The sequence below is a fragment of the Herminiimonas arsenitoxidans genome (assembly GCF_900130075.1).
Classification (GTDB): Bacteria; Pseudomonadota; Gammaproteobacteria; order Burkholderiales; family Burkholderiaceae_D; genus Oxalicibacterium; species Oxalicibacterium arsenitoxidans.
In genome coordinates this window covers 142370-167369 of record NZ_LT671418.1, presented here as the reverse complement: position 1 = coordinate 167369, position 25000 = coordinate 142370, and the positions used below count along the sequence as shown (strand labels likewise).

Genomic DNA, 25000 nt, shown 5'->3' with positions numbered 1-25000 from the left:
TATGAAAAAAAGCGTACTCACGTTGCGTCGTTCAATCGTATTGACCGTGATAATCGGTTTGCTCGTGCCGGCAATTCTGATCAATGGCTATAGCTGGTTCAAGCTCTACGATTCAGAAATAAAAAATAAAACCATCAAGCTCGCTGAAGAAAATGCGGCCATGATCGCCGACAGCATCAGCGCAGCCTTGTGGAATCTCGATTATCAGGACGTCAGCACAGCCATCGATACTGCGCTGTCTAAAAATAATAATATCGTCCGCATTGAAGCACGCGACAACAAACACACACCTTTTGCCATCGCTGCTCATCACGATAGGCGCGTAGGCTTTACCGCCAGCTCTAATATCAATGTCTATCATCGTGGTCAAGCCGCAGGATCGCTAAGCGTCGAGGTCAACAGCCTGCATTTACAGCAAGTCATGACAGAAGGCCTTGCGTATCAAGCTCTGCTCTTGGCTGTACAAACCGGCTTGTCTATCCTGCTCATTCTGATCTTGTTGGAACGACGCTTGGTGCGTCCCTTGCTGCGTTTGAAGACGAGCGCCAAGCAATTGGCTGAACGCAAACTGGACGAACCATTCACATGGAAGCATCAAGATGAAATCGGTGCGCTTGCGCAAGGACTTGAAAATACGCGTATCCATCTGCGCACTCTGTTTTCCGATCTGGACCAAAAGAATCAAGAGCTGCTGGACGATATCGAGAAGCGTATTCGTATAGAAAAAACACTGCACGAGCGCGAAACACGCTTGCGCTTATTGCTGGAACAAAGTCCTCTCGCCATCATTGAATGGAGCAAGAATGGCCAGATCATTGAATGGAATAAAGCCGCGGAACAGATATTCGGTTATCGCCGTGAAGAAGTACTCGGACGAAATGGACGCTTTCTGGCTCCTTACACACAACCCAATTTCATCGATACATTCATCCAACAACCCGATACCAAAAATGCACACAGCATCTACGACCATCTAACTGCAGATGGCCGTACGATTACTTGCGCATGGCGTTACACAACAATAGATGAAAGCGACGGCAACAAGGGACGATTGTTGACATTGGCAGAAAACATCACAGAAAAACGCAAGGCATCAAGTGTGCAGCAATTGCTGGAAGAACAAAAAGCGGAAGCCGATCATGCACTCTTGCGACTGGCACAAGGTACGCATGGCATAACAGGGAAATCCTTCTTTGAATCGCTCGTCCATGATCTGGCATCCGCATTGCGCGCCGATTGCGCCTTCATAGGCTTGCTGCAAAAGCCAGATCATCCAACGCGCATACACACACTGTCGGCGTACTTGCATGGCAATACTGTCGACAACTTCGAATACACGATTTCCGGAACGCCTTGTGAGCGAACATTAAGAGGCCAGATCTGCGTCTTGGCTATCGATGTTCAATCCATATTCCCGCAATACAAGGTCTTGAATGCACAAGGCTGGGATAGTTATGCAGGCGCGCCTCTGCATGATGTAAACGGGCATACGATAGGCGTATTGGCCGTCATGCACTCTAGCGCGCTACGCAATCCCGACCTGACCCGCTCATTGCTACAAGTATTCAGCGAACGCGCCTCTGCCGAGCTGGAGCGCAAACATACGGAAGAAGAATTGCGTCTAAGCGAGCAACGCTTTGCCACGATTTTTCATTCGACACCAGTGCCGATGTTCGTTACACAAGTCAAAAATAATAATGTGATCAAAGACATCAACAGTGCGTTCGAACGATTGTTCCTGCGATCACGCTCATCTGTCATTGGAAGAAATACGCAAGATCTTGCGATGTACTGCGACCCTGTCGATCGAGACGTTCTTTTAGAGAAATTAAGAACCAGCGGAGAGACGGGATCACATGGCGAAATATGGATGTATAGAGGTGACGGCACCAAAGTATTGATTCAACTTTCCGGACATATTTTCTTGCTTGAGGGCGAGCAGTTTGGCATTCTCGCCTGTCAGGATGTGACGGAAAAACGTTTGATTGAGAACGAAATTCTTGATCTCAACACTACGCTGGAAGATCGCGTCATCGAACGTACGGAAGAGTTACAGCAGGCAAACCAGGAATTGGAAACCACACTGGATGCGCTAAATCTCGCCCATGAAGAATTGGTAAATAACGAAAAATTGGCAGCGCTAGGCGCGCTGGTCGCTGGTATTTCACATGAATTGAATACGCCTATCGGTAACAGTCTGATGGTCGCCAGCACTCTCAGTGATCAGACTTCTGCACTCACAGAAAATTATCGTGACAACCACGGGATCAAACGTTCAACGCTGGAGAGTTACATCACTGACGTTGGCAAGGCCGGCGATATTCTGGTGAGGAATTTGCATCGTGCCGCAGATATGGTCAACAGCTTCAAACAAGTTGCAATCGATCAAACCAGCTCGCAAAGACGCCCATTTTCTCTGGCTGAAGTCACCAGCGAAATCCTTCTGACGCTATGGCCGGTGATACGCAAGAATGGCATCGTGGTCGAGCAGGATATTCCGGATGATATTAGTTTCGACAGCTATCCTGGTCCCTTGGGTCAAGTATTGACCAATTTGATCAATAACGCGCTGTTGCACGGCTTCGATGGAAAAGCACAAGGTGTCGTGGTGATTTCCGCCCGCAACACTATCGATGGCTGGGTAGAACTCAGCATCAAGGATGATGGCATCGGCATTCCTGCGCAGAATTTGAATCGAATTTTCGATCCCTTCTTCACCACCAAACTGGGGGCTGGCGGATCAGGCCTAGGCTTGAATATTGTTCACAACATTGTCAGCGGCGTGCTGGGTGGTCGTGTTCGTGTGCAAAGTGCAATTGGTATCGGTACGACCTTCACCTTGACTCTACCGCTCATTGCGCCGCAAAGAAACAATGATGACGATGCATTGCATCCGCAAACGTAATACCTCTTTCGCCTGCAATACATCCCCACTCAATCGCAGCAATACCCGCGATTTAAACTGCTCGCATTAAGCTACACATATCACTTCATCTCGCCGCGCAGATTCTGCACCTGAGCACGTAGAATTTCCGGCGTGACTTCTGCCGCCGACATCGGCAAACCTACTACCAACTCCAACCTGGAAAACGGTCCGCTGCGGAAGGAGCGTTGGAAAGGATTGTCAGCACTGCGTGTCAACAAACTGCCCCACAAACCACGCAGCGCCATCGGAATAACTGGCACTGGCGTACGTTCCAGGATCTTCATGATGCCGCCCTTGAATTCATTCAACTCACCATTATTCGTCAACTTCCCTTCAGGGAAAATACAGACCAACTCCCCGCGTTGTAATGCATGCGCAATCGTTTCATAAGCAGCTTCCATCACCTCTGTATCTTCACTGGCAGGAGCAATAGGAATCGCTCTTATAGCCTTGAACAATGCGGATAACAAAGGAATTTTAAAAATGCGATGATCCATCACAAAACGCAAGGGACGTGGACTCGTAGCCAAGATAACAATCGCATCCATATAACTGACATGGTTACAAACCAGAATTGCCGCACCATCCTGTGGAATACGTTCGGCATTGATGGCCCGCACGCGATGCGTGGTGTGCAGCATCAACCATGCGAGGAAGCGAAGCAGGAACTCTGGCACCACGGTAAAAATGTATGCAGCAACCAGCGCATTCAAAATCGCAGTGACGAGAAACAGTTGCGGAATACTCAAACCCAGATTCAGCAAAACCATAGCGACCAATGCAGCCACAACCATGAACAGCGCATTCAAGATATTCATGCCAGCAATCGTGCGCGACATGTGTGCGGGATCGCAGCGCGTCTGAATCAAGGCAAACAAGGGAACGATATACAAACCGCCGAACATGCCTATCATCAAGCAATCGAACAATATGCGCAGACTGCCTTGCTGCTGCAGGAAGCCGCCAATATCGACCAGCGATGTATTGGTGTACGCGATGCTGGACAGGAACAAATCGAAACCAAATACCGATAAACCGATTGCACCAAACGGCACCAGACCGATTTCCACCTTGTGACCAGACAGACGCTCGCATAACAAGGAGCCGGCACCGATGCCCAGTGAGAATATCGTCAGCAACAGGACAAAAATACTGTGATCGCCATGCAAATAATCTTTTGCATATAAGGGAAATTGCGCCAACAAAATCGCGCCATAAAACCAGAACCACGAGTTGGCCAGCATGGATAAAAATACTGGACGATTCTGTCGGGAGAAACGGATATTGCGCACTGTTTCCGTTGCAATATTCCAGTTAATTTTCAACTCAGGCTCTGGCGCTGGCGACAGCGGAATCGCGCGGCTCGACAACCAGCCCAGCAAGGCAATCACAATTGTGCCACCAGCGACAAGTTCAATTCCCCACGGTTTGTGCAATACCAGCACGGCACCCAATACTTCGCCCAGCAAGATGCCGACGAATGTCCCCATCTCCACCAAACCATTGCCCCCGACCAGCTCACCAGGTGCGAGTTTTTGCGGTAAGTAAGAGTATTTAACCGGACCGAACAACGTTGAATGCAAACCCATGCCCGCCACCGCTGCAATCAACAACCACAGATCGTGCCGCATCCAGCCGATTGCTGCGGCGAGCATGATGGCGACTTCCAGCAGCTTGATGTAACGCACCAGGCCTGATTTTTCAAACTTGTCAGCCAATTGCCCGGCAATCGCAGAAAACAAGACAAACGGCAAAATGAACAAACCCGGAATCAGGTTATTCAACAATCCCCTGTCTATCGTGGTCCAATTCAAGGCTTCGAAAGTCAGTATCGTCAACAAGGCCGTTTTAAAAACATTGTCATTAAATGCGCCCAGAAATTGCGTCCAGAAAAAAGGAGCAAAGCGACGTTGTGCGAGCAAGCTGAACTGACTAGGTTTGCGCATGAGAGGAAAGAGTAGGTTCAAAAAATCCGTGCGCATTGATACTACGCATCAGACGCAACAGATTACAGATCAAGGGATTGTAAGGTATCAAGATGACAAAAAGCCGTTCGCGTATTTAATGAATACGCGAACGGCTTTTGATTTTCTTCTATACGGTTTAACTGTCTTGCTCGTTGGCGACCGCCGGCCAATCCTGAATATACGACTTCAGCATTTTGTTTTCAAAGCTTTGCGCTTCGAGCACTGCTTTCGCAACGTCGTAGAAAGAGATAACACCGACCAGAATTTTTCCATCGAGAACCGGAACATAACGTGCATGTTTTTCCAGCATCAAACGACGGATATCATTGACCTCTGTATCGGATGTGATCGTGATCGGCTTGTTGTTCATGTGACGACGTACAGTATCACTACCTACTGCACCGCCATTCGCATGTATGGTTGCCATTACCTCGCGGAAGGTCAACATGCCAATCAGATTGCCCGCCTCCATCACTACCAGAGAACCGATGTCTTTTTCCGCCATTACATTGACTGCATCCAGCATCGGACTATCTGGTGTCACCGTGAAGAGAATGTTTCCTTTTACTTTGAGTATTTCGGATACTTTCATGGGACCGTCCTCAAGAAGTTGTGGTTATGCTTCGGACACTTTCAATGTAGCGCAAGCGCGGCGAAAAATCCACTATCGCTTCGCAAGCCTGAATAAATAGATGAAACCACCACAATACCCTACGACGCCCGTTGTAACTACCGTATTCAGGCGCGCCCTTGTTTCATGCTCCCTGCCAATAGAACTTGCATCCCCGCCCAACGAGGACTAATCTGAAGTAGCAAAAACAACCAGCGGAGGCCGTCATGAGTGTGATTGCACAAAAGACGTATCAATCGTTTTCCGAGTTTTATGCTGCTTATCTGACGGAGCATTCTGACCGCACGTCCCGCCAGTTACATTTTCTCGGCTCGTCACTTGCCCTCATTTTCCTGACCATTCTTGTCCTCACAGGCAATGCATGGTGGTTACTTGCAGCCATTGTGTCGTTTTACGGCTTGGCTTGGATAGGCCACTTCAAGTTTGAGCAAAACCGCCCTCGATCATTCAAGCAACCGTTTTACTCTTTCATCGGTTCATGGCTGATGTACTGGCAAATGCTGACCGGACAGATTTCGTTCTAGTCCGATGATTTAAAATAAGCGGCAAGTGACTGATCCAGACCTTGTTCGACTGCACATTCGACTTTTTTCGCCAAAGTCTCGTTGCCTGAGGCGTCGAATACGAATAATCGATACACGTCGGCCAAGGTCAGATACTCCGGATTCGCCAGCAAGACCCAGCGATCCAGGCCATCGGTAATGCGCTTGCCCCATTGCATGCGCTTTGGCCCTTCCGACTTGAGCCGCGCGACCCAGCCGGCATCCAGCATTTTTTCCAACAGCGCTTCGGACTCATCAAATCCCAGCAGCGTCTTGTCACGCAACAACTTGGTATCGACGACAGAAGAATCGGCCGATGCCCGCGCGTCATATAACACCGCCAACAAGGCCATCGCATCGACAAAAGCACTACCCGGTTGCGGGATATGCCACCAGCGTTCGTATTTAACGATAGGCAACGCCGCTGTGACAACCGCTCCAGCCAGCGTAATCATCCATCCCAGATAGATCCACACCAGAAAAATCGGGAAAGCCGCTACCGCGCCATACACCACGGTATAAGTAGGCGCTTTCACCACGAAAGCGGCAAACAAGCGTTTTACGATCTCAAATGCAATCGCCGCCAGTAAGCCACCACACGCCGCATCACGCCACTCGACCAGACGATTAGGCACGACGATATACAGCGAGGTAAATGCCACCATACTCAGCAAGATGGATATCGATGTATAAAACATGGCGCCCACAAATGGAACACCTTTCACCACCCCATCCGTCGCAGTAAACAAATACGATGTCAGCGACATCGATGCGCCTATCAGCAGTGGTCCCAAGGTGACAATCGCCCAATACACCAAAATGCGCTGCATGATGGGACGCTTGGTTTTGACGCGCCAGATCTGATTGAACACGCGATCTATCATCAGCATCATCGCCACCGCGGTCACTATCAATGCCACCGCGCCAAAAGCAGACAAACGAGTCGCCTTGCTGGAGAACTGCGTCAGATAACCAAGGATGGTATTCGCGATGCCTTTGGGCATCAGGTTATGCACAAAATACGCTTCCAGCGAAGTACGGAAGGTGTTGAACAAAGGAAAAGTCGTAAAGATCGCCAGCGCTATCGTCAAGATCGGCACCAGCGCCAACACGGTGGTAAATGTCAGGCTACCGGCAACTTGCGGCAAACGTTCTTCGTTCAGACGACGCGCAGCAAAATGGAACAGATTCCGCACTTGCGGCCAGGATAATTCGCGAAAAAAAGGAAAGGTAGGTAGCTTCATGCAACGTGTGTAGGTGTATTCATCTGCTGGATAGGCATACGCAGATTTGCGCAAGACGGGCACTATCAAGCATTTAGATGCTTATAAAGCATCCTATAATACCAAGCATGAACTCAGCCAAGCTCCCTATTCTCGTTTTGTACTACTCGCGCCACGGCTCGACACGCAAATTAGCCGAACTCATCGGCCAAGGCATAGACAGTGTTGCCGGTTGCGAGGCCCGCCTGCGCACCGTCCCTGCCGTCTCTACCGTTACGGAAGCAACCGAGCCGGAAGTACCGAACGAAGGCGCACCTTACGTCGAATTACTGGATCTGGAAGAATGCGCAGGCTTGGCCTTGGGCTCGCCTACCCGTTTCGGCAATATGGCTGCCCCTATGAAGTATTTTTGGGATGGCACAACCTCACAATGGTTATCTGGCGCACTGACAAGCAAACCGGCTTGCGTCTTCACGTCCACCGGCAGTTTGCATGGTGGCCAGGAATCAACGTTGCTATCCATGATGCTGCCCTTGCTACATCATGGCATGCTGCTGCTCGGCGTGCCTTACACACAGCCTGAATTGATGGCCACCAGCACCGGCGGCACGCCTTACGGTGCATCGCACTGGTCAGGCGTCAGTGGCAATCAAGCGATCTCCGCCGATACGCGCGCACTGGCAATTGCATTAGGCCAGCGACTGGCGCAAACCGCCATCAAACTGCGAGGCGCCTGATGCAAACGCAAGAACAAAAAATCCTGCATATCGGTACAGTCAGCAGCTTGATTGCGCTGATCATTCTCTGCATTGCATGGGAAATGGTACTCGCACCTATACGCCCGAACGGTTCATGGCTGGTATTGAAAGTCATTCCCTTGCTCATCCCTTTGCATGGCGTCTGGAAACGTAACCTCTACACGATGCAATGGTCGTCGATGTTGATCCTGCTCTACTTCGCCGAAGGCATCGTACGCGGCATGAGTGACACTGGCTTGTCTGCCATTCTGGGATGGATAGAAGTTGGATTGGTATTGGTCTTCTTCACGTGCGCCATCATGTATCTGCGCCCTTACAAGAAAGCAGCAAAAGCATTGACGAAACAGGCGCTGCAGAAAGCAGCCAAATAATGGACGCCTTCCTCGATACCTGCCGCCGTGCCATTGGTGCACAGCATGTATTGACCGATGCACAGGATACTGCCCCCTATCTGACCGACTGGCGTCGCCGCTTTACCGGCAAAGCTTTCGCCGTACTCAAGCCAGGCTCCACGCAAGAAGTCGCAGCCATCGTCAAGCTCTGCAATGAGTACAAAGTACCTGTAGTCCCGCAAGGCGGCAATACAGGCTTGGTACTCGGCAGCATTCCTGATGACAGCGGCTCAGCCATCGTCCTATCGCTCACACGCCTCAATCAAATCCGTGAGGTCGATACCATCAACAATACGATGACGGTAGAAGCCGGCTGCATACTAAAACATATTCAACATGCAGCTAGCGATGCTGGGCGGCTGTTCCCGCTTTCGCTGGCAGCCGAAGGTAGTTGCACCATAGGTGGCAATCTGTCGTCCAATGCCGGCGGCACGGCTGTTTTACGTTATGGCAATACCCGTGAATTGTGCTTAGGTCTGGAAGTTGTAACGCCACAAGGCGAAATCTGGAATGGCCTGCGCGGTTTGCGTAAGGACAATACCGGTTACGATTTACGCGATCTATATATCGGTGCGGAAGGTACGCTGGGCATCATCACCGCTGCCGTACTCAAGCTATATCCGCAACCCAAAGCACAACTCACCGCGCTCGCTGCACTGCGTACACCTAACGATGCCTTGCACCTGCTCACGCTGACACAAGCGCACTGTGGATCGGCATTGACTGGATTCGAACTGATGTCCGGTTTTTGCATCTCTCTAGTCACCAAACATTTTCCGACCATGCGTCTGCCGTTTGCAGAGCCGCATACGCAATATGCATTGCTGGAATTATCTGACAATGAATCGGAAGAACACGTGCAAGCCATGCTGGAACATGTGATCGGCGCTGCTTTGCAACAAGACGTGATTCAGGATGCCATCGTCGCCAGATCCATTGCGCAGTCCAAATCCATTTGGGATTTCCGCGAACACATCCCATTGGCACAAGCGATAGAAGGTAAAAACATCAAGCACGATGTATCGCTACCGATCTCGCGCATAGGTGACTTCATCAGCACAACGGATCAGCTGCTACAGCAAGCATTTCCCGGTGCACGCATGGTGACGTTTGGTCATCTGGGTGACGGTAACCTGCATTACAACGTTGCACATCCCGAACAAGAATCCGACACGACTTTTCTGGAAAAACAATCCGCAGTCAATCGCGTCGTACACGATAGCGTGCATCAACATGGAGGCTCCATTTCTGCCGAACATGGTTTAGGTGCATTGAAACGAACAGAAATTTTGCGCTACAAATCAGACGTTGAAATGAATCTGATGCGCACCATCAAGCAAGCACTGGATCCGCTCAACTTGATGAATCCGGGCAAAGTTATTTAAAACAAAAATATTCCTATTCAACTACGAGATTGCCATGCCATCTACGCTGTTGCTTCTTATCCTTCTCTCCTTCTCTGCTCCTGCATTAGCGATTTACAAGTGCGAATCCGGTGGAAAAACCACCTACAGCGATACGCCTTGCCACAACGCCAGCAGCAACATGAAGGAGATCGCCGTTACCACGCCCTCTTCCGATACCAAAGCCGCGCAACAAAAACTGGCACAGGACAAGAAGGAATTGCAACGACTGGAAGCCCGTCGTCACAAGGAAGAAGCAGCGACAGAAAGAGAACGGCAAAGCAGATTCAAGGCGCACGAAGCCAAGAAGAAAAAATGCGAAAATCTGGCTCTACGCAGCAAATGGGCAAAAGAAGATGCTGCCCATGCTCCGATAAAGAAGGAAGCACGTGCAAAACGCAAAGCACTGCGCGCCGCAGAAAAGCAGCATTTAGAGTGTGGTCACTAAACGATTGCCATCATTGCGGCAGCCATCGCTCCGAATTTGATCCATGTCAAACTCCGGTCACATACCCTTGCTACGATACGGTCTTGTTCAGTAAGTGAGCAAACCTTAGGGCTATCATTGATGGTCGCTACTACCGGCGCTGGCGGTCGGGAAATATACCAGCACCAATCTCAAAAGCCTGCATATTTGCAGGCTTTTTCATTATGCCAGTCCTTGTTTTTGCGACGCAGCAAGAATGCATGGCGACAAAACACGTGGTATAAAGATCACGTAACACTTCTTCAGTTAGCCGATGAATACAGGCTGTCATTGAATCGCTACTCAACCCACCTTATCAGGAGGTTTCATGAAAAGCATTGAAGAGTTCAACGTCAAAAGCAAATCAGGCAATGTCCTCATTCTGCAAAATATCGTCAAAGGCACTACTTACCTGGATTACGGCCGCACAAAGTTACCGCATGACTTTGTAGGGTATCGCGTCAAATATACCGATAAAACTGCCGAGCCACAAAAGGACGGCACATTCAAATTAAGCGGCACTAACGACATCTATAGTCGCGTCTAAATAATGATCCTGCGACCTTGATCACGTCTATACGTTACCTATAAGGTCGCCTTCATCACACTTGGCAAACCTTGATCAACATTCCTGTTGATATCTGTATCCATGCTTCATGCCTGCAAGAAAAGGGGCGTTGAGAATTGTATGAAGTGTGATCCAACGGATGGTGCCGGCGTGGCAAAGGCGCTCGACCTTTAATTGATTTGCCGGGCAACGTGCTTGTTGCCCGGCATTCTGTGAAACGCTATACGTGCAAAGCTATAGCTTAGACGACTTTCAGCGTGATATTCGGCAAGCGATCGATATGACCTTCCATGATGTCGCCCCGCACAACCGGCCCGACATTCTCCGGCGTACCAGAGTAAATAATATCGCCCGGCATCAATTCAAACGCTTTCGACAAATTGCTGATCTGTTCCGCAACTGACCAAATCATTTGCTTCAGATCTGCACTCTGCTTCACCTGTCCATTGACCTTCAGCCATATTTTTCCTTCGGTGAAGTTACCTATGCTCGCAACTGGATGCAGAGGTCCAATCGGTGCGGATTTGTCAAAGCTCTTACCGATTTCCCAAGGCTTCTCTTCTTTCTTCATCGCAGCTTGTAAATCGCGACGCGTCATATCCAGTCCGATTGCATAACCGAAGACGTGTTGCAGCGCATTTTCAACCGAGATGTTCTTACCACCCTTATTGATTGCTGCAACCAGCTCGATTTCGTAGTGATAATTTTTCGTCAGTGATGGATACGGATGATCTACCACTTGGCCCGGTGCAACGTACTGAATCGCATCGCTAGGCTTTTGAAAAAAGAATGGCGGCTCACGTGTTGGGTCTGAGCCCATTTCACGCGCATGCGCAGCGTAATTACGTCCTATGCAATAAATACGGCGCACTGGAAACTGTTCGCTGCTACCCACAATAGGAATCGTCGGCTGCGCAACGGTAAAAGTGGTGCTACCTGCTTTACTACTGGTATTACCTGGTGCTGCACAACCGGTCACTGCACCGATCGTCATCAAACCTGCTGCTTGAAGCATTCCACGTCTATTTATTTTAGTCATGCTGTCTCCTCAATCTACTCGGGTTATATCGCGATATGGCAAGTAATAGATGACCAGCAAAGCCAATCATCCTAGCTCTCCATATATCAAATATATACAAGTTACTACCTGAAAGATATCCGGACAGTGCAAAAATATTCTTCCTCATGGCAGAAGTCTAATAAGACCGTGAGAATTGGCTTCACTTTAGCGATTGCTCTTCATTCGCGGTTCAATAGTTGTGGCACATCCAAATAAAAAGCCCCGACTTCTTGCGAATGCGAGGCTTGGAATATCTTCAACAACGTCATGCATCTATCAGTGTGTACTGAAGTAATTATCGCGAGGCGATGCGCCGATCGCTCTTTCTACGACAAGGGAACTCCAATACGCTACTACCACCTTCCGACCGCACTCTGCGCGTGTTGGAAAGAATCTGCCCAACGTATTGCATATCCTTCTCGATGCTAGTCGCTCGATCCACTCTCTCTTCCGAAAGTGCCAACGCAACCAAGGACTGTAAAGCCTTGATATACAGCTGCTCATCATGCTGCTTAAGCAAACAAAACGCGCTAGCCAACTCACTGATTGCCTGATCGATACGATTCATGATGTAACTCCTAACAGTCTAGAGTTATCAATAAGATATTATTTTAAACAAGTGGCTTCTGTGCGTTATCGCACTTAGCAGCCCATATGCCACCTCTATTAGAAAGCATAATCCACGGTTGTTAGATGCCCAACTTGCAAATAGATTCCCTCGCTTCAAATCTCCTTGTCGCAAGTCGTTCAATCGATGTAATTACATGGGGATATGCAGCCGAATGAAACCGACTTACTCAAAAACAATAATTTTCGTAGGTGTTAAATAACACCAATAAGATTTTTGAATTGAGAGAACGTACATAAGATGGTCTGCCCAGCAGGAATCGAACCTGCGACCCTCAGCTTAGAAGGCTGATGCTCTATCCAACTGAGCTATGGGCAGAATATGGCGGGATTAAACCGTAGTGCGGGATCACACATGTAAATCGCTTTGATGTGTGTCGCAAAGGTGCTGCATTATGCCTTTTTTACGGTGCTCTTTCAATGTCAGCGCCACGAATAACACTGCACGTAGTCCGTAATGTTGAGGCGGGCTGAAAGCAATGCTCTCGAATGGCAGAAATTAACGCTTACTAGTAGGGGTTTATTGCTGCCTGATTTGGTCCACCATGGCGTACCCTTTCGCAAATCCTGCGGCCAAGGCTTCACTTTGCGAGACATAATCAGCATCATCACCCGACTCCGCTGCCAGTTCGCTCTCTGCAGTTGCATCAACGCCTGGCTCACATACTCGCACCGTATAGTCCCATTGGTGCTTTGCATCGTCTTTTCGCAAAGCAGTAACGTGCACTTCCATGCCGTGATACAGCTCAGTACTCCAGTTCTGCTGTTTATCCATTGAAGACCTTCCAGCACTTTTCATTTAGACACAGAGCCTATTATCGGATCGAGACAGCAAGCAGTCTGTTCGATGGCTTGAAATCGTCCACTTCAGGATTGGGAGATGGAACCGGCTCATCTTGCGGAACAGGATGCTCTCCTGGCAAAGGGTCTTCCGTGGGTTCTGGTACTGGCGCTTTATGCGCATGAACAAACGAAGACTGTTCTCGCGTTAAAAACAATCGTGAGCATTTTTGTATAGCGATAACGGATAAGGTCATTCCATGCATGATTTCTGCTCCAGAAAATCCAAACCGATGCGACCCCATTCTTGAATCGCATACAAGAAGAACAATCGAATAATTGCATCCGTTTGTCAGAACACTCTAAGAGACTAGCTTAAAAGAGCAAAGTTGCAACGCTAGAATTGAAGCAAACCAATGAAGTTATTGAAGAAAAAGCAGAGAGACAATTTCACTGAACAGTGAAAAGATAATAGACGAAAAAAAGGACTAGCGATTAGGCTAGTCCTTTAAATTCTGGTCGGAGTACAAGGATTCGAACCTTGGACCCCCTGGTCCCAAACCAGGTGCGCTACCGGGCTGCGCTACACTCCGAAGACAAAGATAATACTGTTAATTCAAACATCGGTCAATAGGTAAAACACACTAACTGTAATAATTTCTATAAATTTAAGCAGTCAATTTTGCTGCGATCCGTTTAGCCATTTTATCAGCAGTTTCTGCACTACTCGCCTCGACCATTACGCGAACTAAAGGCTCAGTACCTGATGCACGAATCAAGACGCGGCCGGCATCGCCAAGCTCGGCTTCCACCTTATCTTTTTCGGCCAGCAAATCTTTATTTTTTGTCCAATCAAAACCCGGCGCGACTTTCACATTAATCAATGTTTGTGGAAACATCGCAATATCTTCCATCAATTGCGCCAAGGTTTTACCACTGCGTTTTAATGCGGACAAAATTTGTAAAGCGGAAACAATGCCATCGCCTGTCGTATGTTTATCCAGACACAACATGTGGCCAGAACCTTCTCCGCCAACAATCCAGCCGCGTTCCTTCAAGGCCTCAAGCACATAGCGATCGCCCACATTCGCGCGCGCAAAACCGATACCCATTTCCTTGAACGCGACTTCCAGCGCCATATTCGTCATCAAGGTGCCGACAGCGCCATCGATAGGACGAATGCTCATGCGATCCTTGACCATGATGTACAACAGCTCATCGCCGTTATAAATACGCCCGGAAGCATCGACTACGATCAAGCGATCCGCATCACCATCCAGCGCAATACCTAAATCAGCTTTATTTGCGCGTACCGCATCGACCAATGCGGCTGGTGCCGTCGCACCAACCTTGTCATTGATATTAAAACCATTCGGCTGATTACCGATTGCAATCACCTCTGCACCCAACTCATGGAAAACATCCGGCGCGATATGGTAAGCCGCACCGTGCGCACAATCGACGACCAGTTTCATGCCATGCAAATCAAGCTCGTTCGGGAAGGTGCTTTTGCAAAATTCAATATAGCGTCCACGCGCATCGTCCAGACGTTTTGCTCGACCCAGTTTTTCCGATGAAACACATGTCATCGGTTCATCCAGCGCGGCTTCAATTTCCAACTCAATCACGTCAGGTAATTTATTACCTGACGCTGAAAAAAACTTGATGCCGTTATCGTCGTACGGATTATGCGAAGCAGAAATAACCACGCCTGCAGAAAGACGCAATGCACGCGTCAGGTAAGCAATCGCTGGCGTTGGCATTGGCCCCGCCAACATCACATCCACGCCTGCTGCGGAGAAACCTGCTTCAAGCGCAGCTTCCAACATATAGCCGGAAATACGCGTGTCCTTACCAATCAACACCACCGGTCTACTGCTCGACGATTTTGATTTGGTCAGCACAGTACCGGCTGCATAACCAAGTCGCATCACAAAATCAGGTGTAATTGGAGAGGTGCCGACCTTGCCGCGCACACCATCAGTGCCAAAATATTTACGTGTCATTTTTATTTTAAGTTTTTGTTTTGTAATCAGGATACTGCCTGCCAAACCCGTAACGCGTCCACCGTTTCCGCAACATCATGCACCCGAACAATACGCGCGCCATGTGCCACAGCTGCCAGTGCGCCCGCAAGACTGCCGGCCATACGTTGCTCCACCGGCTTGTCTGTCAATGCACCTATCATCGTCTTACGCGACAAACCAATTAACATGGGCGAATTCAGCGCCGTTTGCAATTGATTCGTATTTTTCAATAAGGCAATATTGTGCGCAAGGTTTTTTCCGAAACCCAAACCTGGGTCTACGCATATACGATCACGAGCAATACCCGCCTGCTCCATCAGACTGATACGTTCACGTAAAAATTCCCGTACTTCGGCAACGACATCATCATATTCCGGTTGCAGCTGCATGCTTTGCGGATCGTTTTGCATGTGCATGACACACAATCCGCAATCCGAGCCTGCTACCGCCTGCAGTGCACCTGCTGCACGAAAACCATTGATGTCATTGATCATGTCGGCACCGGCAGCTATCGTTTCACGCATCACTTCCGGTTTGTAAGTATCGATAGAAAGCGGCTTGCCGCAATCACGCAAGGCATACACCAGTGGCATCACGCGATCTAGCTCATCTTTCAAGGACACCGCTAGCGAGCCTGGGCGACTGGACTCGCCACCTATATCGATAATATCGACACCAGCAGCAATCATCTCTTCCGCATGCGACAGCGCTGTATCGAGCATATGGTATTTGCCACCGTCCGAAAAAGAGTCAGGCGTGATGTTCAACACTCCCATAACCAAGGGACGCGATGCGGGATCTACGGAGAGGCGGTAACGACCGCATTGCAAATGAGTCTGCATAAATTTCACTGAAAATAAAAAGGGTGAGGATTGCTCCTCACCCTACATTAGACCATTACGACTTCAAGCAAATACGCCGAATATTTATTGTGCTGGTGCTGCTGGCGCATCCGGTGCAGTTGCAGTTGGCGGAACACCACTCGAAGGAGTATCCGACGTTGCGCGTTTCACTGGAATGCCATATTTCGGCTGACGTGGCTCACGCCCTTCCATGATGTCGTTGATTTGATCGGAATCAATGGTTTCCCATTCGAGCAAGGTTTGCGCCATCAGCTCAACCTTGTCACGATTCTCTTCCAGCAATTTGCGCGACAACGCATATTGCGTATCCAAAATCGTACGAATTTCATTATCGACTTTTTGCTGTGTCGCTTCAGACACTGTCTTCGCCGATGAACGTCCGAAGTAAGCATCTTGCTCGGTATCTTCGTACACCATCGTACCCAAGCTTTCCGACATACCGTAACGCGTCACCATGGCACGTGCCAGTTTGGTAGCACGTTCAAAGTCATTCGATGCGCCGGTCGACATTTGGTGCATGAAAATTTCTTCTGCAATACGACCACCGAACAAGATCGAAATTTCTTCCAGCATCTTGTCTTTGTACATATTGACGCGATCATGCTCAGGCAACTGCCACGTCAAGCCGAGTGCAAAACCACGCGGCATGATGGTGACCTTGTGCACTGGATCTGCTTTAGGCAAGAGCTTGGCAACTACTGCATGACCGGACTCATGGTAAGCAGTATTGCGACGTTCTTCTTCGCGCATAACAGCCGATTTGCGCTCCGGACCCATGACGATCTTGTCTTTTGCATCTTCGAAATCCTGCATTTCCACCAGACGCTTGTTACGGCGTGCAGCGAACAATGCAGCTTCATTAACCAGATTGGCCAGATCAGCACCAGAGAAACCAGGCGTACCACGTGCCAGGATATCGGCTTTAACATCGCTGCTGATAGGTACCTTGCGCATGTGCACCAGCAAGATTTGCTCGCGACCACGAATGTCTGGCAAGCCAACAATCACTTGACGGTCAAAACGACCTGGACGCAGCAACGCTTTATCCAATACGTCAGCACGGTTGGTTGCGGCGATAACGATCACACCGGCGTTAGGCTCAAAGCCATCCATCTCAACCAGCATCTGATTCAAGGTTTGTTCGCGCTCATCATTACCGCCGCCCATACCGGCACCGCGATGACGACCAACCGCATCAATTTCATCGATAAAGATGATACAAGGAGCGTGTTTTTTCGCGTTCTCAAACATGTCACGTACGCGGGACGCACCAACGCCGACAAACATTTCAACGAAATCAGAACCTGAAATAGTAAAGAACGGTACCTTCGCCTCGCCTGCAATCGCACGCGCCAGCAAGGTTTTACCTGTACCTGGAGGACCAACCATCAAGACGCCACGTGGAATACGGCCGCCCAGTTTCTGGAAGCGAGTCGGATCGCGCAGGAATTCAACCAGTTCAGTCACTTCTTCTTTTGCTTCATCGCAACCTGCGACATCAGCAAAAGTAATTGGATTGGTAGTGTCATCCAGCATGCGCGCCTTGGACTTGCCGAACGAGAATGCCCCGCCCTTGCCGCCGCCTTGCATTTGACGCATGAAGAATATCCAGACACCGATCAACAACAGCATCGGAAACCAGGAAATGAATACTTGGGAAAGGAAAGATTGCTCTTCTGGCTGTTTAACGTCGAATTTCACGCCGTTATTAACCAGATCGCCAACCAGACCGCGATCCAGATAGGTAATCGCGGATTTGATTTTTTTGCCGTCCGTCGTCGTCGCAACAATGGTGCGATCTTCGATCGTCGCTTCTTTAATGCGTTTGCTTCTTACTTCATCCAGGAAATCTGAATAGGCAATCGCCGTAGCCGAACCGGACGTCGTACGTCCATCGAACTGTTTGAACACGGTGAAAAGAACCATCCCGATGACCACCCATATGGCGGCCTTGGAAAACATATTGTTCACTAAGACTCCTTGGACGCGTAAAGCGCCTTTTTTCTAAAATGTAGATCGATTCTACTCGTAATCATCAAGGCTTGCAGTATCTGATATCGGGTTAATACAGGTATAAACAAGGGTAAATCTGCATTTAAAGTGGATTTTTCAGACCTTTTCCAAGCAAAAATATTTCAGATGATTTGTCGCGGCTAGCTTTGGGCTTCTTTTGCGTCACTGTTTTGAATTCCAGTCTGAATTTTTGAACAATTTCATTGAAACCAGTCCCGTTAAAGCACTTTACCAGCAAGGAGCCGCTAGGCTTCAGGTGATGCTTGGAGAAATCGATAGCCAAATCAATAATATCCATCATGCGCGCAGCATCTGCCACCGCAATACCGGACAAATTGGGTGCCATATCCGATAACACAAGATCAACTTTCCGTCCGCCCACTACCTGCTCCAATTGATCCAGCACTTCCTGCTCACGGAAATCGCCTTGTATAAAATGCACGTCGGCAATCGGCTCCATCGGCAGCATATCCAGTCCGATGATAGTGCCGTTAATCCCGCCGCCTATACTTCCTGACAACTTATTGCGTACGTACTGCGACCAGCTCCCCGGCGTCGCGCCCAAATCGACAATAACCTGACCAGGTTTGATCAATTTTTCGGTTTCGTCGATTTCTTTCAACTTGTAGACCGCACGTGCGCGATAGCCTTCTTTCTGCGCCAGTTTCACATACGGGTCGTTAATATGATCATGCAGCCAGTTTTTGTTTAATTTGTTCTTTGCCATTCGCGTAGAATACTAGTTTTAAATACTGTGGGACAAAGTTTGTCAGGTTCGCGCTGCGCACCGAAGCAATATTGCCTCCAATACCATCACAATTTATGTTGAAACTTACACCGGCCGAGCGCAGCTCCTTACGCGCTGAAGCGCATGCTCTCAGCCCTGTCGTCATTATCGGGGAAGCCGGCTTGACGCCGGGCGTACTCAAGGAAATCGACGCCAGCCTCGATTCCCATGGCTTGATCAAAGTACGTGTCTTCGGCGACGACCGCGAAGCACGCGTTACTATTTACGACACTATCTGCGAAAAACTCGATGCCGCACCGATTCAGCACATCGGCAAATTACTCGTCGTTTACCGCGAGAAAAAAGAAGCGGTCAAAGCACCAAGTGAAACACGCGGCCGCGGCATGCGCGAAGTCACTATCGTCAAACCAAGTCCAAGCGGCACCAAGCGTCCGTCGGTAACTAAAGTGATGGTCAAGGGAAATGAGCGCGTTACTCAAGGCGGCTCGATCAAACGTGCCAAACCGCGTCAAACCAGCAAGAAGAAATCGTCACTCGGACGATAAGTCCTTCCCGCTCAACGCAGCTTGAGTATCAGTGCAGCGCCTAGCAGGCTCTGCACGACATAAAATCCAGTTGAAACAGCATGCAAGATGCCGAACTGCTTACGCACGTCGGCCATTGCTGCTGTGTCGGCCACGCTGTGCAAAGCAAGACGCAACTCGGCCATATACGGCTGCAAAACAAAATAACCTAAGACCGTACACACCACCATACCTGCTATCAGGTAATAGTTCGCTTTTGACGGTTTGCTCTGCTCACTACGCCCTGCCTGAAACAGCAAGGCGAGCAAAGCTGCGGCACAGAAAATCGATAACCACGCAACGATATTGAACAAGCTGCCGGCAATTGTTCCTGCCAGCGCACGATCACTCAAAGTCGAGAATAAAGTCGGTGCGACAACAAAGCCCACCGCCCATAAAGTCCCTACCCAGAAAGTTGCAATCAGCAATCGTGCGCGCGTCAGCATATTAGATGTAACGCACTTGCAAGACTTCGTATTCACGGATGCCGGCTGGCGCTTCTACTGCAACCACATCGCCTTCCGACTTACCTATCATCGCGCGTGCAATCGGCGAAGTGATCGATACTTTCTTTTCTTTCAAATCCGCTTCGTCAATACCGACGATTTGATAGGTCACTTTTTCGCCTGATTCCAGATCTTCCAGATCAACGGTAGCAGCGAAAACAATACGGCCATCAGCGTCCACGGTTGTTGGATCGATGATTTGCGATGTGCCTAGCTTGCCTTCCAGATCGGCAATACGGCCTTCGATAAAACTCTGTCTTTCCTTGGCAGCATCATAATCTGCATTCTCGGACAGATCGCCTTGTGCGCGTGCTTCAGCAATGGCATTAATAACCCATGGGCGATCTTTTGTTTTCAGGCGATGCAATTCCTCTTTCATGAGGTTTGCGCCATGTGGGGTAATTGGTGTAGTCATAGCTTCTATCTGTAAAAGTGGAAAACCACAGAGGCCGCAAATGGCACCGGAATCCGGCACCGCCTGTGACCTCTGTGGTTAAATTTTTAACTCTGTGTGGGCTTAGTGTAAAGTTTTATGCAGACCTTGTAAATCATAGACGTGTAACTCGTCCAGATGAGCCATACCTTCCACTGCAGCTTCCGCACCAGCAATCGTTGTGTACGTCGTAACACGTGCAGCCAAGGCCGACGTACGGATCGTACGGGAATCAACGATAGCGCTGCGTTTCTCTTCCACGGTATTGATGACCAGTGCGATCTCGTTGTTCTTGATCATGTCAACGATGTGCGGACGACCTTCGGCCACTTTGTTGACTGATTGAACTTCGATACCGGCTGCGCTGATTGCCGCAGCTGTGCCTTTGGTTGCCACTACCGAAAAACCGATCTCGACCAGATCTTTTGCCACTTGAACAGCGCGCGGTTTATCGCTGGCTTTTACGCTCAGGAAAACCTTGCCCGAACGTGGCAATTTGATGCTGGCACCGAGTTGCGACTTGACGAAGGCTTCACCAAAGGTTTTGCCCACGCCCATCACTTCACCAGTCGATTTCATTTCCGGTCCGAGTATCGTATCGACGCCAGGGAATTTAACGAATGGGAAAACTGCTTCCTTCACGCTGAAATATTCAGGCACGACTTCGTGGAAGATACCTTGGCTGTCGAGTGTTTGGCCGACCATGCAACGCGCTGCAATTTTTGCAAGTTGCAAACCAGTTGCCTTGGAAACATACGGCACGGTACGTGATGCACGCGGATTGACTTCCAGTACGAAGACGACGTCTTGCAATTTGCCATCGATTTCTTGTTGCTGAATCGCAAACTGCACGTTCATCAAACCGACCACGTTCAAGCCCTTCGCCATCAGCGAAGTTTGGCGCTTCAATTCATCGATCGTTTCTTGCGACAAGGAATATGGCGGCAATGAACATGCGGAGTCACCGGAGTGCACACCTGCTTGTTCGATATGCTCCATCACGCCACCGATAAAAGTGCGTTCGCCGTCCGACAAGCAATCCACGTCGACTTCAATCGCATCGTTCAGGAAGCGATCGAGCAAGACTGGGGAATCGTGCGATACCTTGACCGCTTCACGCATATAGCGTTCGAGGTCACGTTGCTCGTGCACGATTTCCATCGCGCGGCCACCGAGTACATACGATGGGCGAACCACCAGCGGATAACCGATTTCCTGCGCTAGGCGCAATGCATCTTCTTCAGTACGCGCAGTACGATTAGGCGGCTGACGCAATTTCAAGTCGTGCAACATTTTTTGGAAACGTTCGCGGTCTTCTGCTGCATCAATCATGTCTGGTGAAGTGCCGACGATAGGTACGCCGTTGGCTTCCAGATCGAGCGCCAATTTCAAAGGTGTTTGACCGCCGTACTGCACGATCACGCCGTATGGTTTTTCCAGTGCGACGATTTCCAGCACGTCTTCCAGCGTCAGCGGTTCGAAGTACAAACGATCTGATGTGTCGTAATCGGTGGAAACAGTTTCCGGATTACAGTTGACCATGATGGTTTCGTAACCGTCTTCGCGCATGGCCAGTGCAGCATGCACACAGCAATAATCGAATTCGATACCTTGGCCGATACGGTTAGGACCGCCGCCGAGCACCATGATTTTTTTCTTGTTGGTCGGCTTCGATTCGCACTCTTCTTCATACGTGGAATACATGTATGCAGTGTTGGTTGCGAATTCACCAGCGCAAGTATCGACGCGTTTGTAGACCGGACGAATGTTCATCGCATGGCGTTGTTCGCGCACTGCCTTGTCGGTGGTTTTCAACAACTTGGCCAAACGACGATCCGCAAAACCTTTTTGCTTCAGTTTGAACAGCGTGTCTTTATCGATGGCGGTCAATGATTGCGTTTCGAGCCACAGTTCGATATCAACGATTTCCTTGATTTGCGCAAGGAACCATGGATCGATGTGTGTCAGGCCATGCACTTCTTCCAGCGAGAAACCTTGTGCGAAAGCATCGCCGACGTACCAGATACGTTCTGGGCCTGGTTCACCGAGTTCTTCTTCAATCGTTTCGCGGTCGGTGGTTTTTTCATTCATGCCATCGACGCCAACCTCCAGACCGCGCAGGGCTTTCTGGAAGGATTCCTGGAAGGTACGGCCGATGGCCATCACTTCACCGACCGATTTCATCTGAGTTGTCAGATGGCTGTCGGCCTGTGGGAATTTTTCGAACGCAAAACGTGGAATCTTGGTAACGACGTAATCGATAGAAGGCTCGAACGATGCCGGAGTTGCACCACCGGTAATTTCGTTACGCAGTTCGTCGAGTGTGAAGCCGACTGCCAGCTTGGCAGCGATCTTCGCGATCGGGAAACCAGTTGCTTTTGAAGCCAATGCGGATGAACGCGATACGCGTGGATTCATCTCGATGACGATCATGCGGCCATCTTCTGGATTGATCGAGAATTGAACGTTAGAACCACCGGTATCAACACCGATTTCACGCAGAACCGCGATCGATGCATTACGCATGATCTGGTATTCCTTGTCGGTCAGCGTTTGTGCTGGTGCCACGGTGATCGAGTCACCGGTATGCACGCCCATAGGATCCAGATTTTCGATCGAGCAGACGATGATGCAGTTGTCGGCTTTATCGCGCACGACTTCCATCTCGAATTCTTTCCAACCAATCAGCGATTCTTCAATCAGCAATTCGCTGGTTGGCGATGCTTCCAGGCCGCGCTTGCAGATTGCTTCGAATTCTTCTGCGTTGTAGGCGATACCACCACCACTGCCACCCATCGTGAACGATGGGCGGATGATGACTGGGAAGCCGAGTTCTTTCTGTACAGCCCACGACTCTTCCAGTGTGTGCGATACACCCGAACGCGCTGAACCGAGACCAATTTTGGTCATCGCATCTTTGAACTTCGAGCGATCTTCAGCCTTATCGATTGCTTCCGGCGATGCACCAATCAGTTCGCACTTGTATTTGGTGAGAATGCCGTGATGATGCAAATCCAGCGCGCAGTTCAGCGCGGTCTGGCCACCCATCGTCGGCAAGATTGCATCTGGACGCTCTTTGTCGATAATACGTTCGACAGCTTGCCAAGTAATCGGCTCGATGTAAGTCACATCGGCCATTTCCGGATCAGTCATGATGGTCGCAGGATTGCTGTTGACCAGAATGACGCGGTAACCTTCTTCGCGCAAAGCTTTACAGGCTTGTGCACCGGAATAGTCGAATTCACAGGCCTGACCAATGACGATCGGACCAGCACCAATAATCAAGATGCTTTTAATGTCGCTGCGTTTAGGCATTTTTATTCTTCTCCATCATCGCCACAAAGCGATCAAACAAGGGGGCGATGTCATGCGGGCCTGGCGATGCTTCCGGGTGACCCTGGAAGCAAAATGCCGGCTTGTCAGTACGCTCAAAACCTTGCAGCGAACCGTCGAACAGTGAAACGTGCGTCACGCGGCAGTTAGCCGGCAAGGTTGCTGCATCAACTGCGAAACCATGGTTCTGCGATGTGATCAGCACTTTTTTGCTGTCCAGATCTTGTACCGGATGGTTAGCGCCGTGATGGCCGAATTTCATCTTGAGTGTTTTTGCGCCGGAAGCCAGTGCCATGATTTGGTGACCCAGGCAGATACCGAAAGTCGGGATGCCACGGTCGATCAATTCTTTGGATGCAGCAATTGCATAATCGCAAGGTTCCGGATCGCCAGGACCATTCGACAGGAAAATACCATCAGGATTCAACGCCAGTGCTTCAGCAGCGGAAGCTTGCGCTGGCAACACGGTCACTTTGCAACCGCGTTGTGCGAGCATGCGCAGGATATTGAATTTGACGCCGTAATCGAAAGCAACAACATGGTATTGCGGTGCAGTCTGCTCACCGTAACCTTCGCCCAGCTTCCATTCGGTTTCTGTCCATGGATACGATTGCTTGGTCGATACGACTTTCGCCAGATCCAATCCAGCTAAACCGCCGAAAGACTTCGCCAGTTCCAGCGCTTTTTCAGCTGTTGCATCTTCACCAGCCAGAATCGCACCGCTTTGTGCGCCTTTTTCACGCAGTATGCGTGTCAGTTTGCGTGTGTCGATACCCGCGATGCCGACAACATTCTCGGACTTCAGGTAGTCGGACAGCGTTTGCGTCGAGCGGAAGTTGGAGACCATGATCGGCAAATCTTTGATGATCAAGCCGGCCGCATGAATCTTGGTCGACTCGACATCTTCGGCATTGACGCCGGTATTGCCGATATGTGGATAGGTCAGCGTAACAATTTGATTGCTATAGCTTGGGTCGGTGAGGATTTCCTGATAACCGGTCATCGAGGTGTTGAATACAACTTCACCGATCGTCTGACCCGGTGCACCAATCGAAAAACCTTTGAAAATCGACCCGTCCGCTAGCGCTAGGATGGCCGGAACTGTAGGGCCAGAAAAGAATGGCGGCAAGGGGTAACTCCTGATGTGTGTTACCGCCGCTGCGCTGCGCCA

Annotated in this window: 22 protein-coding genes and 2 tRNA genes; 8 read left to right on the top strand and 16 right to left on the bottom strand. The window is 49.7% G+C overall.

Going from position 1 to position 25000, the window contains the following annotated elements; translation table 11 throughout:
• The first annotated feature begins 1 nt into the window (after position 1).
• The gene (locus BQ6873_RS00790) at positions 2 to 2905 is read left to right on the top strand and encodes a PAS domain S-box protein (RefSeq protein ID WP_076590947.1); all 2904 of its coding nucleotides are present in this window, start codon (positions 2 to 4) and stop codon (positions 2903 to 2905) included.
• 80 nt (positions 2906 to 2985) lie between these two features.
• On the opposite strand, the gene BQ6873_RS00785 is transcribed toward BQ6873_RS00790, so the two are convergent.
• Complete coding sequence (locus BQ6873_RS00785; protein WP_076590946.1) at positions 2986 to 4872, bottom strand: MFS transporter; 1887 nt, start codon at positions 4870 to 4872, stop codon at positions 2986 to 2988.
• A gap of 157 nt (positions 4873 to 5029) precedes the next feature.
• Complete coding sequence (locus BQ6873_RS00780) at positions 5030 to 5485, bottom strand: CBS domain-containing protein (RefSeq protein WP_076590945.1); 456 nt, start codon at positions 5483 to 5485, stop codon at positions 5030 to 5032.
• A 245-nt stretch (positions 5486 to 5730) separates the two neighbouring features.
• Here BQ6873_RS00780 and BQ6873_RS00775 point away from each other — a divergent pair, with 245 nt between their 5' ends.
• Complete coding sequence (locus BQ6873_RS00775; protein ID WP_076590944.1) at positions 5731 to 6048, top strand: DUF962 domain-containing protein; 318 nt, start codon at positions 5731 to 5733, stop codon at positions 6046 to 6048.
• On the opposite strand, the gene BQ6873_RS00770 is transcribed toward BQ6873_RS00775, so the two are convergent.
• Complete coding sequence (locus BQ6873_RS00770; RefSeq protein WP_076593875.1) at positions 6045 to 7310, bottom strand: YihY family inner membrane protein; 1266 nt, start codon at positions 7308 to 7310, stop codon at positions 6045 to 6047. The genes BQ6873_RS00775 and BQ6873_RS00770 overlap by 4 nt on opposite strands.
• A 107-nt stretch (positions 7311 to 7417) precedes the next feature.
• Here BQ6873_RS00770 and wrbA point away from each other — a divergent pair, with 107 nt between their 5' ends.
• The 5 genes from wrbA (at position 7418) to BQ6873_RS00745 (ending at position 10855) form a co-directional block, all read left to right on the top strand.
• Complete coding sequence (gene wrbA, locus BQ6873_RS00765) at positions 7418 to 8026, top strand: NAD(P)H:quinone oxidoreductase (protein ID WP_076590943.1); 609 nt, start codon at positions 7418 to 7420, stop codon at positions 8024 to 8026.
• Entirely contained in the window at positions 8026 to 8418 is a 393-nt protein-coding gene (locus tag BQ6873_RS00760; protein WP_076590942.1) for a DUF2069 domain-containing protein, read from the top strand. Before wrbA ends, BQ6873_RS00760 begins: the two co-directional genes overlap by 1 nt.
• The gene (locus BQ6873_RS00755; RefSeq protein WP_076590941.1) at positions 8418 to 9824 is read left to right on the top strand and encodes an FAD-binding oxidoreductase; all 1407 of its coding nucleotides are present in this window, start codon (positions 8418 to 8420) and stop codon (positions 9822 to 9824) included. The genes BQ6873_RS00760 and BQ6873_RS00755 overlap by 1 nt, the downstream gene beginning before the upstream one ends.
• A gap of 34 nt (positions 9825 to 9858) precedes the next feature.
• Positions 9859 to 10290 (top strand): DUF4124 domain-containing protein, encoded by a 432-nt coding sequence (locus BQ6873_RS00750; protein WP_076590940.1) that lies wholly within the window; start codon positions 9859 to 9861, stop codon positions 10288 to 10290.
• A 346-nt stretch (positions 10291 to 10636) separates the two neighbouring features.
• On the top strand, positions 10637 to 10855 hold the full coding sequence (locus BQ6873_RS00745) for a hypothetical protein (RefSeq protein WP_076590939.1): 219 nt from the start codon (positions 10637 to 10639) through the stop codon (positions 10853 to 10855).
• Between the two features lie 262 nt (positions 10856 to 11117).
• On the opposite strand, the gene BQ6873_RS00740 is transcribed toward BQ6873_RS00745, so the two are convergent.
• The 9 genes from BQ6873_RS00740 to BQ6873_RS00695 all read right to left on the bottom strand — a co-directional run bounded on the left by BQ6873_RS00740 (position 11118) and on the right by BQ6873_RS00695 (position 18973).
• Positions 11118 to 11915, bottom strand: a complete 798-nt coding sequence (locus tag BQ6873_RS00740; protein ID WP_076590938.1) for a fumarylacetoacetate hydrolase family protein — start codon at positions 11913 to 11915, stop codon at positions 11118 to 11120.
• A gap of 316 nt (positions 11916 to 12231) precedes the next feature.
• Positions 12232 to 12504, bottom strand: a complete 273-nt coding sequence (locus BQ6873_RS00735) for a hypothetical protein (protein WP_076590937.1) — start codon at positions 12502 to 12504, stop codon at positions 12232 to 12234.
• A gap of 301 nt (positions 12505 to 12805) precedes the next feature.
• Positions 12806 to 12882: transfer RNA gene (locus BQ6873_RS00730), tRNA-Arg, on the bottom strand.
• 201 nt (positions 12883 to 13083) lie between these two features.
• Entirely contained in the window at positions 13084 to 13338 is a 255-nt protein-coding gene (locus BQ6873_RS00725; RefSeq protein ID WP_076590936.1) for a hypothetical protein, read from the bottom strand.
• Positions 13339 to 13859: 521 nt separating this feature from the next.
• Positions 13860 to 13936 (bottom strand) — tRNA-Pro (locus BQ6873_RS00715).
• 75 nt (positions 13937 to 14011) lie between these two features.
• A complete protein-coding gene (gene glmM, locus BQ6873_RS00710; RefSeq protein ID WP_076590935.1) occupies positions 14012 to 15349 on the bottom strand; it encodes a phosphoglucosamine mutase in 1338 nt (445 codons plus the stop codon).
• Positions 15350 to 15375: 26 nt separating this feature from the next.
• The gene (gene folP, locus BQ6873_RS00705; protein ID WP_076590934.1) at positions 15376 to 16212 is read right to left on the bottom strand and encodes a dihydropteroate synthase; all 837 of its coding nucleotides are present in this window, start codon (positions 16210 to 16212) and stop codon (positions 15376 to 15378) included.
• An 84-nt stretch (positions 16213 to 16296) separates the two neighbouring features.
• Positions 16297 to 18204, bottom strand: coding sequence for an ATP-dependent zinc metalloprotease FtsH (ftsH, locus tag BQ6873_RS00700; protein WP_076590933.1), 1908 nt, complete (start codon positions 18202 to 18204; stop codon positions 16297 to 16299).
• Between the two features lie 124 nt (positions 18205 to 18328).
• On the bottom strand, positions 18329 to 18973 hold the full coding sequence (locus BQ6873_RS00695) for an RlmE family RNA methyltransferase (protein WP_076590932.1): 645 nt from the start codon (positions 18971 to 18973) through the stop codon (positions 18329 to 18331).
• Positions 18974 to 19068: 95 nt separating this feature from the next.
• On the opposite strand from BQ6873_RS00695, the gene BQ6873_RS00690 reads away from it, so the two are divergent.
• Positions 19069 to 19539 (top strand): YhbY family RNA-binding protein, encoded by a 471-nt coding sequence (locus BQ6873_RS00690; RefSeq protein ID WP_076590931.1) that lies wholly within the window; start codon positions 19069 to 19071, stop codon positions 19537 to 19539.
• A gap of 11 nt (positions 19540 to 19550) precedes the next feature.
• On the opposite strand, the gene BQ6873_RS00685 is transcribed toward BQ6873_RS00690, so the two are convergent.
• The 4 genes from BQ6873_RS00685 to carA form a co-directional block, all read right to left on the bottom strand.
• On the bottom strand, positions 19551 to 20003 hold the full coding sequence (locus BQ6873_RS00685; RefSeq protein ID WP_076590930.1) for a DUF4149 domain-containing protein: 453 nt from the start codon (positions 20001 to 20003) through the stop codon (positions 19551 to 19553).
• Position 20004: 1 nt separating this feature from the next.
• On the bottom strand, positions 20005 to 20478 hold the full coding sequence (gene greA / locus BQ6873_RS00680; RefSeq protein ID WP_076590929.1) for a transcription elongation factor GreA: 474 nt from the start codon (positions 20476 to 20478) through the stop codon (positions 20005 to 20007).
• Positions 20479 to 20580: 102 nt separating this feature from the next.
• Complete coding sequence (gene carB / locus BQ6873_RS00675; protein ID WP_076590928.1) at positions 20581 to 23811, bottom strand: carbamoyl-phosphate synthase large subunit; 3231 nt, start codon at positions 23809 to 23811, stop codon at positions 20581 to 20583.
• The gene (gene carA / locus BQ6873_RS00670; protein WP_076590927.1) at positions 23804 to 24958 is read right to left on the bottom strand and encodes a glutamine-hydrolyzing carbamoyl-phosphate synthase small subunit; all 1155 of its coding nucleotides are present in this window, start codon (positions 24956 to 24958) and stop codon (positions 23804 to 23806) included. Before carA ends, carB begins: the two co-directional genes overlap by 8 nt.
• Positions 24959 to 25000: the final 42 nt, after the last annotated feature.